The sequence below is a fragment of the Bacillus sp. MSP13 genome (assembly GCF_000815295.1).
Taxonomy (GTDB): Bacteria; Bacillota; Bacilli; order Bacillales; family Bacillaceae; genus Bacillus; species Bacillus vallismortis.
This window is the reverse complement of the sequence record NZ_JXAQ01000002.1, coordinates 226,195-239,059: the sequence shown is the minus strand read 5'-3', so window position 1 is coordinate 239,059 and position 12,865 is coordinate 226,195. Positions and strand designations below refer to the sequence as shown.

Below are 12,865 nucleotides of genomic sequence, written 5' to 3'. Positions count from 1 at the left end.
GCCACTTTCGAAAAAGTGGCTTCTTCTTATTCGGTTTCAGATTTCGCGTCAGACTTGCCAAGCTCATAAGCTTCAGCCATAACCGTGGTAAATAGATTCATGAATGGCTGTATGGCCTCCATTGACAGCTCAATGCCTGATTTTTCAAGCTGTTCTTTCGCTTCAGGCAAGTATTTCATGGCAATTTGCAAGAACTCCATGGATTTTTCATGCTGCATATAACGTCACTCCATTATTCGTTTTTTGGCAGTTCGCCTGTTTTGTTGTACGTTTTGATCAGCTTGTCGATTCTTTGCTGAAAGTCTTTATCGACAAGCGGGCTGAATGTTCCCATTTCAACAACTCCGGTTTTCAGGTCGTAGTAATGGTCGCCGCCTTCAAGGGAGCCTTTGTCAAATTGCTCAGCGATGATTTCATAGGCCTTGTCCACATTTTGCACCGTGCTGGTTAACACGGTATTTTCGCCCAGTTCTGATTGATCTGTGACGTAGCCGATGGCATAAAGGCCGTCTTTTTTAATCTGCTGAATGACAGGAACATTATACCCGTCTCCGGCGGGATACACAACATCCGCGCCTTCGTTCTTCATTTTCTGATAAAGCTTTACTGCCGTCGTATCATCATCCCAATGAGCCGTATATTTCGTGTTTACTTCTATATTCGGATTTTCATATTTGGCCCCTTTGATAAAACCGTCAACCTCTGGCTGCCATGTAAAGGAAGCGATCACGCCGACCTGATTTGTTTTGGACATATGGGCAGCCGTCATTCCTCCAAAAAAGCCCATTGCCTCGCCGCTGAAATGGACACTTGTCACATTATCCCCTTTTGCTTTCGCATTAGAAAAGACAAATTCCATATCCGGGTAATCTTCACTGACCAAGTTAAACACCTCTGCGTATTCACTCCCGTGGCCATAGAGAAGATTGACGCCCCGCTTATGAAAATCCTCAATCGCATTTATGATATCTTCATCTGTTTTAACGCCTTCTTTATAGTAGACGTCTACATTGTATTTTGATTGTATATTCAGTAATCCTTTATACCCTTTTGTGCCCCATACGAGGTCGTTAATCGTATCAGGAAAGAGCATGCCGACCTTCTCAATTTTTCCTTTAAACGGAGTTTGTCCACATCCGCTTAATAAAAGGAGGACAGAAAAGATCATGACAAGCCTTGTGATCAAGTCATGTTCAACTCCTTTTGACAAGCTATAACATGTATTATTTTTATACGTTTATTGTATCTAGAAAACGTGAAACATGGAAGGTGTTTCTTAATATTTGTCGAAAATTGATGAAAATTGTCTTTTCCACTCGACAATTTTTGCTTTTGCTTCTTCTTTTGAGGTTTTTTCTGTGACTTGCAAATCGAAAATCTGATGATTGCGGCTTGGTTCGAGCAGGAACCTCAGCAGCTCCTCGGCGACATCGTCTGTGTAGCAGCCGTCTTCCTCGGTTTCTTCTTTCCATGGCCCATACATTTTCGGCAGGATCACCGCTTTTTCTGAACCTGTCTTTTCACGTTTTTCCCATTCTTTTCGATCTTGTTCATAGATTAATAGATAAGGAGAATCAAATTGGTCTAAAGGTAAAAAACTGCCGTATTGGATACAAATTGTATCATATTTTCGCTTCCCAATACGTTCAAGCCGGCAAAAGAGTTCATTTCTCCCAAGCCACATGAGTCTTTCATCTAAGTACATTTGTCTCATTTCATCTTCTGTTTCCGCCAGAATAACGTCAACATGTATGCCTTCATCCATCATTCGCTCGCATAATGAAAGGCCGAAAAATTCGTCCGCACCTACAATCAGTGTTGATTCCATTGCATCTGCCGCCCTTCCGGTTTTTCATTTCCAAAGCAAAACAGCCTCCGCAAAAGTGAAGGCTGTTGTTATTATATTCTCTATAACTCTTTTTCATGCCTGTGAAAGAATTTGCAGATTGATGCATACAGTCTGCTTGGATGCTCAAACAAATGAAATGTCATGTCGACCGGCGCGCCTCGCTTCTGCTGTTTTTCCTTGAATGCTTCCGCATGTACGCTGTACGGATAGGGAGCTCCGGTCATCCGCTGCCATATATGAACCGGCACGACGCTCGAATAGCTTTCAATTGTTTTGTAACGGAACGCTTCCGCTTCTTTTTCAGAAATTCCGTAGCTTTCCGATACCTCTTTCAAAAATTGCTTATAGAAAAATTTATTTTCTTTTTCTGATTCATAATGTGCCTGAAGATCGAGACAAGGATTCAACATTGCGGCTGAGCGGATATGATCCGGGGAAAAACGAAGCAATTCATTGGCCGTGAGAGCACCCATGCCCTCTGCTAAAATATGAATCTTCGGATTGAGGATTTCTTGCTTCAGAACGGAATGTATCAGCTGTTTGGCATAGGCGACCGCTTTTTCCGCGCCCCAATGCCTTCCGTACAGATTGCTGTTGAAAAGAGTATATCCTTCATCCCTCAGCATGTTCAGAAGCTGGTTTCTGCCGTAATGCTGCAGCCAAAAGCTAGAATCATTCCCGACAAAGTGGGTTCTGTCCCCCAAGATAAAAATGCCGAAGCCGTTTGGGCGATAGGGCAAATGAATCACATTCTGCTCCGTTCCCAATTGAAAGTATCTTTCCGTTATTCCCATCGCTTGCCCGCCTCCTTTCACACTTCATCTCACGCTATCTTATGTAAAAAGAAACGAAACGAATAAGGTAAAGTCCTAGCCTTTATCAGTTTTGGCTATTATACCATTTGATGATCTTTTTATTGGATTTAAAGCGTATCAAATCAGGCTATTTTGTCTTCTCATTTTCTTTTAAAATTGGATTCCCCCTTCTCTTTTTGTATGGTATGATAGCTTTTAGAATAGACTGAGAAGGACGAGGTGGAAACGTGCGATATATTATTGCCTTTATTTGGACGTTCCTTTTATCACATATGGCATGCTACTTGATTGCCAGCATGAACAGTGTTGCGTATCAATTCAATGAATTCAAAACATCATCTGTCATTGCTGTTATCCTGTATGTCTTGATCATGGTTTTAGCGGAAATCATGCCTATGAACAAAAATGCCGACCAGCATTAAAAATGCGAAAAACCCAAAACATGTCATTGTTTTGGGTTTTTTTCTTGATCACGGCTTTCTTTTGTATGTCCACAGCCGGTTGTGATTTGATGTTTCGGGGAACATTTCCCCTGCTGACAGATGGATTTTTTGCGGGTTTTTTACCATACTTCCTGTCTCGCCGATTTCAACGTAGATGCCATTGTTGGGCGCTTTCTGTCCCGGCCGGAATTGATGCTGCTGTCCCACTATTTTTCCTCCTTTTCCTTTTTGCTGTAGTATGCGCCTAAGCGGCTGTGAATATGTCGCCATCAAAAAACTGCTGAGTCTGGCTCAGCAGTTTTTTGATGATTCCTCTTTGTATAAAACGGCCTTCAGCAATGCTTTTTGCACATGGAGACGGTTTTCCGCCTGCTGAAATACCGCCGAATTCGGCCCGTCAATTATCTCCGCTGTCACTTCCTCCTCACGGTGCGCAGGGAGGCAGTGTAAAAATGTATAATCAGGCTTAGCATGGCTGACAAGCGCCGCATTCACCTGATAAGGGGCAAATACAGTGAGACGTTCTTGTTCTTCCGCTTCCTGCCCCATGCTTGTAAACACATCAGAATAAATCACGTCCGCGCCTTTTACAGCTTCAACCGGGTCCGCCGTAAGCGTGATAGAAGCGCCCGACTGACGCGCAGATGCTTTCGCCGCTTCCACCGCTTCATCTAACACTTCGTATCCTTTTGGCGAAGCGATCGAGATCTCACAGCCCATTTTCGCGCAGCCGATCATTAATGAATGCGCGACGTTATTTCCGTCCCCGATGTACGCGACTTTCACGCCTTTAAGCTCCCCTTTTATTTCCTTTATCGTCAACAGATCCGCTAGCGCTTGGCATGGATGGTATTTATCCGTAAGTCCGTTGATGACCGGAATGTCGGCTTCTTTGGCAAGCTCCTCCACCTTTTCATGCTCAAAAGTCCGGATCATGATGGCATCCACATAGCCTGACAGCACTTTTGCCGTATCAGCGACAGTTTCACCGCGCCCCAGCTGCAGATCTTTCTGGCTTAAGAAAAGAGCGCTCCCGCCCAGCTGCGCCATGCCGGCTTCGAATGAAACGCGAGTCCGTGTTGATGATTTTTCAAAAATCATCGCCAAGGTTTTGCCTTGGAAAATAGGCTGGATTTTGTTTTGCTTCAATTCACCGGCTTCTGTGAGCAGGGCGTTTATATCCTGTTCACTAAGATCCTGTAACGTTAATACATCTTTTCCGTATAAACTGGTTTCCGTCACTGTGTGCATGATGCCACTTCCTTTTTATAGAGATCTTTGAGAGATACAGGCTGCGCATGGCCTGAAGCGCTTTGTAAAAACGCCCGCACAGTTTCTTCTTCTGTAAAGATGGGAATGCCATGCGTCATGGCTTCTAAACGTTCTTTACGCGCTTCTTCAGAGCCGCTCAGATTAATGTGGAGCGCTTTTCTATCCTGCTCCATCCATGAGGCAAATGCCCCTTCATGAACCGTAAATCCGGCTTTTTCAGCTAACTTTTTGATATCTTCCGGCCCGTTTTGCAAATAAATACTTCCTTTTTGCTTCCATACATGTGTATAGATTTTTTTCAAGGCGCTCTCGGCATTGTATGCAACACACATGCCTTCTCCTGTTGATTTCATTTCCGGCCCAAGCTTGACATCCACATCTTGAATCGCATGGGATGAAAAGACCGGGAACTTCACGGCAACCCCATGATGATTCTGAACTGCCGGGTTTACATCTTTTAAAGACGCTCCCGCCAGCAGGCGTGTGGCAAAGGGGATCATCGGAACGCCCATGACTTTGCTGACAACGGGAACCGTGCGGCTCGCTCTCGGATTCACTTCAAGAACGAGAATGTTTCCATTGTCGATCACAAATTGAATGTTCATGATGCCTTTAAATGAAAGCTTTCGGGCAATTTTTTGCGCGGCATCTTTTATGCCCTGCTTTAGCCCGCTTGTGATGGTCGGTCCGGGAAGGATGGCAAAGCTGTCTCCCGAATGGACACCTGCCCGTTCAATATGCTCGGTATATGTCGGGATAAAGACATCCTCACCGTCGGAAATCAAATCAATTTCGACTTCTTTTCCTGACACATACTGATCAATTAAAATCGGGTACGGCATGCTGTCCTCACCGTTCAGCAGCTGAGAAAGCTGAGCTTGCGAGTCAACAATAATCATGCCCATTCCGCCGATGACGTAAGATGGGCGGATCAGCACCGGATAACCGATTTCATTTGCCTTTTCAATGGCTTCTTCTTTTGTATAAGCGATTTCTCCCTTCGCGTGGTTCAAGCCAAGCTCATCTAGAAGCTGATAGAATTGGTCCCGATCCTCTAACACGTCAAGCGTTTTAAATGAGGTGCCGAGAAGGGTAATGCCTGCTTTTTCGAGCGCTTCAGCAGCATTGATCGCGGTTTGGCCGCCGAATTGCACGATTGCAAAATCAATGTTTTCCCGCTCTGCCACGTTTAAGATATGCTCCGTTGTCAGTGGTTCAAAATACAGGCGGTCCGCAATTTCATAATCGGTGCTGACCGTTTCCGGGTTATTGTTCATCATGATGGTTTCGAACCCAAGCGCTTGCAGTGTCAGCACGCCATGGACGGCACTGTAATCAAATTCAACGCCTTGGCCGATCCGAATCGGGCCTGAGCCAATAATTAGCGCGCGTTTTTTCTCTTTGCGGCTGATGTCCCCATCGGTCTCACCGAAATATGTGGAGTAAAAGTAGTTTGTTTTCGCATCAAACTCTGCCGCGCATGTATCGACGATTTTGAAGGAAGGTGTAATGCCCTTCTCCTTGCGAAGCGCGCGCACCTCTTCTTCTGTTTGGCCAATCAGAGAGGCAATCGTTTCGTCTGAAAATCCCTTTTCCTTTGCTTTTTTCAACAATTCAAAAGTGAGATCGCTGCCCGCTTCCGTCATGCGGTTTTCCAGTTTGATGATATTGTCAAAAGTATGAAGGAAAAACGGATCAATTTTTGTTTTTGCATGAATGTCATCAATTGGCACCCTGCGGCTCAATAGCTCCATGACAACGAAAAATCTGCGGTCGTCCGGAGTGACTGCCAACTCCCATAGCGCTTCAATCGATAAGCCGCTGAGCTCTGGAAGGTGTGTGCCGTCATTTTTCAGTTCAAGGGACGCGGCTGCCTTTTGTATCGCCGCTTCTAAATTCCGTTCAATCGCCATCACTTCACCGGTGGCTTTCATTTTTGTGCCAAGCTTGCGGTCTGCGTTTTTGAATTTATCAAACGGCCAGCGCGGAAATTTGACGATCACATAGTCCAGCGCCGGTTCAAAGCTAGCGTAAGTCGAGCCTGTGAGCGGATTTTTCAGCTCATCAAGGGTGTATCCTACGGCCAGTTTCGCGGCCATCTTCGCAATTGGATAACCGGTTGCTTTAGAGGCGAGAGCCGATGACCGGCTTACCCGCGGATTGACTTCAATGACGTAATATTGCTTGCTGAATGGATCAAGCGCGAATTGAATGTTGCATCCGCCTACGACATCAAGTGCTGAAATGATCGTCAGACTTGCCGTCCGCAGCATTTGATAGTCTTCATCCGTCAATGTTTGTGACGGCGCCACAACGATAGAGTCACCTGTATGCACACCGACCGGATCGATGTTCTCCATATTGCAGACGGTGATGCATGTGTTATGGCTGTCACGCATCACTTCATATTCGATTTCTTTAAAGCCGGCAATGCTTTTTTCCACAAGGCATTGGTTGATCGGGCTAGCTAATAGCGCCTGCTTCATCATGCCAGTAAAAGCTTCTTTATCAGGAGCGATGCCTCCGCCCTTGCCGCCTAATGTGTAAGCAGGTCGGATAATGACGGGAAATCCGATCGATTCCGCAAAACGGAGGGCGTCGGCCTCGTTATCGACAATTTCACTCTCCGGCACAGGCTGGTTCAATTCGTTCATTAACGATCGGAATTTTTCCCGATCCTCTCCTTTTTGTATCGTCTCAACAGATGTGCCGAGAAGCTTGACGCCGTGCTCTTTTAAAACACCCATTTCTTCAAGCTCCACCGCTAAATTCAAAGCGGTCTGCCCGCCTAAATTAGCAAGAAGCCCATCAGGCTGTTCTTTCTGAATGATGGCAGTCAGGCTTTCTGCTGTCAGCGGCTCAAAATAAATATCATCAGCGAAGGCTTCATCGGTCATAATGGTCGCCGGATTGTTGTTGACGAGGATTACCCGATAGCCTTCCTCCTTCAGCGCAATGCATCCTTGAGTGCCTGAATAATCAAATTCTGCCGCCTGGCCGATGATGATCGGGCCTGAGCCGATTACTAAAATGCTTGAAATACTGGTGTCTTTAGGCATGGGCGATTTCTCTCCTTGCTGGTATCACATTCTTTAGATAATCATCAAAAATCCATTCGCTTTCCGCCGGTCCAGGATGGGCTTCCGGGTGGAATTGAACACTCATGACAGGCCATTTTTTGTGGGCAAGCCCTTCAACTGACGTATCATTGACATGATGAAACCTGATCGTGAGCTCTTCTTGATTAATGGACTGTTCATCAACCACATAGCTGTGATTTTGGCTTGTCATGAAGACGCGCTTCGTTTCACGGTCGATGACCGGATGATTCGCCCCCCTGTGTCCGAACGGCAGCTTGAATGTATTCCCTCCGAACGCGAGCGCGATCAGCTGATGGCCGAGACAAATGCCGAGAGTCGGATAATGGCAAACGATGCTTTTGATTCTTCCTAAATACGGCTGAATGGCTTTCGGGTCTCCAGGTCCGTTCGATAACACAATGCCGTCCGGCTTGATGTCGTGTACAGCTTCCATTTGCTGATACGGCACCACGGTGACCTTGCATCCTCGTTTGACGAGTGATGACGCGATGGACTTTTTATAGCCGAAATCAATGAGGGCGATATGTTTATGTCCGTCGCCAAATGTGCTGATTTCCTGTGCGGATGCCTGTTCTGCCACGTTTTCAGGCTGAAGGGCAATCTCAGCTGCTTCTTTAGAGGCTGTGACAGTTGCCCCCATTGTTCCGTTTGTCCGGATTTTTTTCACGACAGCCCTCGTGTCAACATGGGTCAACAGCGGAATGTTCCATTTTTGCAAATACTCCTTGAGGCTGTATACGGCTTCATGATGAGAAAAATGATCGCACGCCTCGTAGACCACCGCGGCTTTCACTTGCGGTTTTTTGCTTTCAAAGTCCTTTTCATTAATGCCGTAGTTGCCAATCAGCGGGTAGGTAAATACGATAATCTGCCCTTTGTACGATGGATCTGTCAACACTTCTTGGTAGCCCGTCATCCCTGTAAAAAAGACCGCTTCTCCCGTGCAGCTTTCATGACTGTCCAGCTCGCCGCTGAACGCTGTTCCATCTTCTAACACTAAATAACCTTCCATCTCACAGCCCACCTCTTGATGAATAATTAATTATAAAAGTGAATTTTTATGCTATTTTACCGAAAAAAAATCACTGGTTTACAGCGGAATAATGAGCGATCGCCTGTTTCAGCTTACTGACGGCTTCTGTCATTTCATCCTTTGTCACGGTGAGCGGCGGCAGCAGCCGAATGACGTTCGGTCCGGCTGGCAATACAAGCAAACCTAATGTCTGCAATTCAGTAATGATGTCGGCAACCGGCCCATCACACTCAATTCCAAGCATTAACCCTTTACCGCGAATTTGTTTGACAAACGGGCTCTTTAGCCCAGCCTCGAGCTGTTCTTTTAAAAACGTCCCTTTGTCAGCAGCCTCTTGCAGAAAGTCAGGATGGAATACAATTTGCAATGTGGCATTCACAGCAGCCATCGCCAGCATATTTCCTCCGAAAGTTGTTCCGTGAGAACCAGGGGTAAATGCTTCTCCCAGTTGTTTCTTGCCGATGACAGCGCCAACCGGAAAGCCGTTTCCCAATCCTTTTGCGACTGTGATGATATCCGGTGAGAGTCCGAAGTGCTCGTATGCGAAGCCCTTTCCCGTCCGTCCGATCCCGGTCTGGATTTCATCAACGATCAGAAGAGCTTGCTTTTCCTTGCAAAACGATTGAACGGCTGTTAAAAATTCAGCGCTTGCCGGATTGACTCCGCCTTCTCCCTGCACTGTCTCAAGCATCACCGCGGCAATGCCGTCTTCTTCCCCAAGAGCTTCAAACGCGGAAGGATCGTTGTATGGCAGATAATGAAAACCTTCCAACATCGGGCCAAAGCCTGTTTTGATTTTATCCTGCCCGGTCGCGGCCATCCCCGCATACGTGCGGCCGTGGAACGATTGAAGGAACGTGATGATTTTCGTTTTTCCAGTTGCTTTTCGGGCGAGCTTGATCGCGCCTTCATTGGCTTCCGCGCCGCTATTGCAGAAAAAGACGAGATCTCCCGCACTGTGCGCCGCCAGCTTTTGTGCCGCTTGCTCTTGGAGACTGTTTTGAAACAGGTTAGATACGTGCCATACGCTGGCAAGCTGATTTTCAACTGCTTCTGTAACCGTTTCATGGCAGTGGCCTAGATTAGATACCGCAATTCCCTGAATGAAATCGAGGTAGGTTTTGCCGTTATGATCCTCAACGTACGTTCCCTTTGCTTTTTTTATGTCAATATCCCAGCGGCCGTAGGTTTGAAACAAGCTGCTCATGAAACAGCCTCCTTTGCTTTCACGATTTTTGTTCCTCGAAAGGTTTGTTCTGTGAAAAATGATCCTTTTCCGTTTACGATCATGACTTCAGAGACCTGATCTGATAAAGCCGACAAAGCTGAATTGACCTTCGGAATCATCCCCCCAGTGATCACTTCCTGTTTGATCAGCGTATGAACTTCTTCAGGGGTCAGAACGTCGAGACGCTGTTTTTCTTTCATGATCCCATCGACATCTGTGACGAACATCAGCTTATCAGCTTCGAGCGCCCCGGCGACTGCTGAAGCAGCCAGATCGGCATTCACATTCAGCGTCTTGCAGTCACTCGTCATAGACAACGGCGCGATAACAGGAATAATGCTCTTTTCCATCAGCGCGGTCACCATGGATGCATCGACCTTTTTGATTTCTCCGACTTCCCCATATGCTTCCGGATCGAGATAATCAGCCTCCAAAAGGCCGCCGTCCTTACCAGAGATGCCTGCTGCACGCAGTCCGTGTTTGGCAAGCTCCGCCACAAAAAATTTATTCACCGAGCCGGATAAAACCATTTCCGCCACTTCGAGCACCGGCTTCGTCGTTTTCCGCTGTCCTCCGGAAAACTCTGTTTTGATGTTTAACCGTTTCAGCATATTTGTGATTTCCGGGCCGCCGCCGTGAACGATCGCCAATTTCCATCCTGAGGCCATCAGTTCTTTCAGGTTATGAAAAAATTCCTCCGACAGCTCTCGGATGACACTTCCCCCGCATTTAAAAACGATTGTTTTCTTCATCATGCTCCCCTTTATTACGTGCGATAACTCGCGTTAATTTTGATATAGTCATAGGTTAGGTCACAGCCCCACGCTCTTCCTTTCCCGTCACCTTCATGCATCTTGATGATAATGGTGATTTCATCTCCTTCAAGGTACTCCTTAGCGAGAGATTCAGAGAATGGCTGAGGTTTATTGTGCTTAAACAGGCATTGGCCTCCGAGATAAACTTCTACTTCTTCTGCCGTTACCTGAGCTGCGCTGTGCCCGATGGCTCCGATGATGCGCCCCCAGTTGGCATCTGTTCCATAGACCGCAGTTTTCACGAGACTTGAGCCGACAATTTTTTTGGCAATCACATTTGCGTCAAGATTATGTTTCGCTCCCTGCACTTGGGCTTCGATTAGCTTTGTCGCGCCTTCTCCGTCTCTGGCAATCTCTTTCGCCAAATCCTCGCAAGTGAGCAAGAGCGCTTTTTTAAAGACCGGCCAGTCTGGATGATCTTCTGTCAGGCACTTATTTTTCGCGCAGCCGTTTGCCATGACCAATACCATATCGTTCGTGGATGTTTCACCATCAACTGTGATTTGGTTAAATGAAACGTCAGTGATATCGCGAAGCGCTTTTTGCAGCGCTTTTTCTTCGATGGCTGCATCTGTTGTGACAAACCCCAGCATCGTGGCCATGTTCGGGTGAATCATTCCCGAGCCTTTCGCCGCTCCGCCGATCGTGACTGTTTGACCGCCGATTGTCAGCTCATAGCACGTCTGCTTCATCACCGTATCGGTTGTTAATATCGCTTCTTCAAAATCTCCCGACCCCGCAGGTGTTTTTGTCAGCCGTTTGATGCCTGCCTGAATTTTTTCCATGTCTAAATACTCGCCAATGACGCCTGTTGATGAAACGGCGACAAGTTCCGGCTCAATATCAAGCTGTGCAGCAAGGCTCTCCCGCATTGTGTATGCGTCCTTTATGCCCTGTTCTCCCGTGCAGGCATTGGCAATGGCGCTATTGACGATGACGGCTTTCAATGCTGATCCATGCTTTAAGCTGTCTTGTGTGACTTTGATCGGAGCGGCCTGAAAGTGGCTTTGGGTATAAACCGCCGCACTTACGGCCGGTGTCTCGCTGATAATGACGCCGAGGTCTTTTTTTGAGTAGCGCAGCCCGCAATGCACGCCCTTTGCCTGAAAACCTTTTGGCGAGGATACATCACCTGTTACTTTTATAATTTGATCTTCACTTAACTGAATCATGGTTCGATTCTCTCCCGTTCTATGGATAAATTGGCGTCATGGTGAGCCCAGTCTCTTCATTCCAGCCATTCATCACATTAAAGTTTTGCACAGCCTGACCGGCGGCGCCTTTCATTAAATTATCGATTACCGAGACGATCGTGACTCTGTTCGTTCTCTCGTCAAGCGCAACGGCGATATCACAGAAATTGCTGCCGTACACTTCCTTCGTTTGCGGATAATGCCCTTTTGGCCTTACTCTCACAAAATATGAATCTTGGTAAAATTCCGAATATAATTGATGCAAGTCATCTGCTGATCGATCAGAGGTTAATTGTGTGTACATCGTCGCCATGATGCCCCTTGTCATCGGCACCAAGTGAGCCGAAAAAGTAATAGGCCCGAGCCCCGGCTGCCATTCTTGCAGCGCCTGTTCAATTTCCGGCGTGTGCTGATGTTCATTGACTTTATAAATTTTAAAATTGTCGTTCAGCTCAGAAAAATGAGTTCCCATGGATGCTTTTCTTCCCGCTCCGGAAACACCGGTCTTCGCGTCAATGATAACGAACGATTCATGAAGCAGTTTCTGTTGGGCCAATGGCGCGAGGCCAAGCAACACCGCCGTTGGAAAACAACCCGGATTGGCAATGAGTTTCGCCTGTTGAATTTGCTTTTGATTCAGTTCTGCAAGACCGTATACCGCCTCATGAATCACTTCCTTTGGTGCTGAATTCCGTTTATACCACTTTTCATATTCAGCGGGCTCTTGTATCCTCAGATCACCTGACAGATCAATCACCGGAATTCCCGCGTCTGCCAGCTGCGGAGTCAATTCACTTGATACCCCGGGCGGCGCAGCAAGAAACATGAGATCTATTTCGTGTTTGATCGTCTTCATATCAATCGGCTTCAGCTTCTGATCGGCTAAGCCGGTAAGGTGAGGATACACCTCGCTATAGACATTCCCTTCACCGCTGGATGAATAAAGCATACATTCCTCTGCATGAGGGTGTTGGGAAAGGATCCTGACAAGTTCAGTGCCTCCATAACCTGTAGCGCCTACAATTCCTATTTTCAAAACAAGTTCACCTTCTTGGTCTTTGTGAAATTATTTAACATTATAGCATGAATAAAAATTAATTCAATCGTATATTTAAT

Annotated in this window: 13 protein-coding genes; 1 reads left to right on the top strand and 12 read right to left on the bottom strand. The window is 46.6% G+C overall.

The window, feature by feature from the left end; genetic code table 11:
- Nucleotides 1-26: 26 nt before the first annotated feature.
- The 4 genes from comZ to SC79_RS01290 form a co-directional block, all read right to left on the bottom strand.
- The gene (gene comZ, locus SC79_RS01305) at nt 27-218 is read right to left on the bottom strand and encodes a ComG operon transcriptional repressor ComZ (RefSeq protein WP_010329363.1); all 192 of its coding nucleotides are present in this window, start codon (nt 216-218) and stop codon (nt 27-29) included.
- 14 nt (nt 219-232) lie between these two features.
- Nucleotides 233-1,186: a transcriptional regulator Med gene (gene med, locus SC79_RS01300; protein ID WP_039073531.1), complete on the bottom strand. Its 954-nt coding sequence runs from the start codon at nt 1,184-1,186 to the stop codon at nt 233-235.
- Between the two features lie 90 nt (nt 1,187-1,276).
- A complete protein-coding gene (locus SC79_RS01295) occupies nt 1,277-1,828 on the bottom strand; it encodes a hypothetical protein (protein WP_039073530.1) in 552 nt (183 codons plus the stop codon).
- An 80-nt stretch (nt 1,829-1,908) separates the two neighbouring features.
- Nucleotides 1,909-2,643, bottom strand: a complete 735-nt coding sequence (locus SC79_RS01290; RefSeq protein WP_039073529.1) for a hypothetical protein — start codon at nt 2,641-2,643, stop codon at nt 1,909-1,911.
- A gap of 248 nt (nt 2,644-2,891) precedes the next feature.
- Here SC79_RS01290 and SC79_RS01285 point away from each other — a divergent pair, with 248 nt between their 5' ends.
- A complete protein-coding gene (locus SC79_RS01285) occupies nt 2,892-3,086 on the top strand; it encodes a YjzD family protein (protein ID WP_010329359.1) in 195 nt (64 codons plus the stop codon).
- 48 nt (nt 3,087-3,134) lie between these two features.
- Here the strand turns inward: SC79_RS01285 and SC79_RS01280 are convergent, their stop codons facing one another.
- From SC79_RS01280 to argC, 8 genes are all read right to left on the bottom strand, one after another.
- Entirely contained in the window at nt 3,135-3,314 is a 180-nt protein-coding gene (locus SC79_RS01280; protein WP_010329358.1) for a YjzC family protein, read from the bottom strand.
- A gap of 84 nt (nt 3,315-3,398) precedes the next feature.
- Nucleotides 3,399-4,358 carry an ornithine carbamoyltransferase gene (gene argF / locus SC79_RS01275; protein ID WP_039073528.1) on the bottom strand — a complete coding sequence of 320 codons (960 nt, stop codon included), beginning with the start codon at nt 4,356-4,358 and terminating at the stop codon, nt 3,399-3,401.
- Nucleotides 4,346-7,438 carry a carbamoyl phosphate synthase large subunit gene (locus tag SC79_RS01270; RefSeq protein ID WP_039073527.1) on the bottom strand — a complete coding sequence of 1,031 codons (3,093 nt, stop codon included), beginning with the start codon at nt 7,436-7,438 and terminating at the stop codon, nt 4,346-4,348. The genes argF and SC79_RS01270 overlap by 13 nt, the downstream gene beginning before the upstream one ends.
- On the bottom strand, nt 7,431-8,492 hold the full coding sequence (locus tag SC79_RS01265) for a carbamoyl phosphate synthase small subunit (protein ID WP_039073526.1): 1,062 nt from the start codon (nt 8,490-8,492) through the stop codon (nt 7,431-7,433). Before SC79_RS01265 ends, SC79_RS01270 begins: the two co-directional genes overlap by 8 nt.
- Nucleotides 8,493-8,562: 70 nt before the next feature.
- A complete protein-coding gene (locus SC79_RS01260) occupies nt 8,563-9,720 on the bottom strand; it encodes an acetylornithine transaminase (RefSeq protein ID WP_039073525.1) in 1,158 nt (385 codons plus the stop codon).
- The gene (gene argB, locus SC79_RS01255) at nt 9,717-10,493 is read right to left on the bottom strand and encodes an acetylglutamate kinase (protein WP_039073524.1); all 777 of its coding nucleotides are present in this window, start codon (nt 10,491-10,493) and stop codon (nt 9,717-9,719) included. The genes SC79_RS01260 and argB overlap by 4 nt, the downstream gene beginning before the upstream one ends.
- Before the next feature lie 14 nt (nt 10,494-10,507).
- The gene (argJ, locus tag SC79_RS01250) at nt 10,508-11,728 is read right to left on the bottom strand and encodes a bifunctional ornithine acetyltransferase/N-acetylglutamate synthase (RefSeq protein WP_039073523.1); all 1,221 of its coding nucleotides are present in this window, start codon (nt 11,726-11,728) and stop codon (nt 10,508-10,510) included.
- A gap of 19 nt (nt 11,729-11,747) precedes the next feature.
- Nucleotides 11,748-12,785 carry an N-acetyl-gamma-glutamyl-phosphate reductase gene (gene argC, locus SC79_RS01245; RefSeq protein WP_039073522.1) on the bottom strand — a complete coding sequence of 346 codons (1,038 nt, stop codon included), beginning with the start codon at nt 12,783-12,785 and terminating at the stop codon, nt 11,748-11,750.
- Between the last annotated feature and the right edge of the window lie 80 nt (nt 12,786-12,865).

What these genes read in the sequence shown, in the direction of transcription:
- comZ (WP_010329363.1), bottom strand. Translation starts at nt 218, where the DNA reads ATGCAGCATGAAAAATCCATGGAGTTCTTGCAAATTGCCATGAAATAC.
- SC79_RS01295 (WP_039073530.1), bottom strand. Translation starts at nt 1,828, where the DNA reads ATGGAATCAACACTGATTGTAGGTGCGGACGAATTTTTCGGCCTTTCA.
- SC79_RS01290 (WP_039073529.1), bottom strand. Translation starts at nt 2,643, where the DNA reads ATGGGAATAACGGAAAGATACTTTCAATTGGGAACGGAGCAGAATGTG.
- argF (WP_039073528.1), bottom strand. Translation starts at nt 4,358, where the DNA reads ATGCACACAGTGACGGAAACCAGTTTATACGGAAAAGATGTATTAACG.
- SC79_RS01270 (WP_039073527.1), bottom strand. Translation starts at nt 7,438, where the DNA reads ATGCCTAAAGACACCAGTATTTCAAGCATTTTAGTAATCGGCTCAGGC.
- SC79_RS01265 (WP_039073526.1), bottom strand. Translation starts at nt 8,492, where the DNA reads ATGGAAGGTTATTTAGTGTTAGAAGATGGAACAGCGTTCAGCGGCGAG.
- SC79_RS01260 (WP_039073525.1), bottom strand. Translation starts at nt 9,720, where the DNA reads ATGAGCAGCTTGTTTCAAACCTACGGCCGCTGGGATATTGACATAAAA.
- argB (WP_039073524.1), bottom strand. Translation starts at nt 10,493, where the DNA reads ATGAAGAAAACAATCGTTTTTAAATGCGGGGGAAGTGTCATCCGAGAG.
- argJ (WP_039073523.1), bottom strand. Translation starts at nt 11,728, where the DNA reads ATGATTCAGTTAAGTGAAGATCAAATTATAAAAGTAACAGGTGATGTA.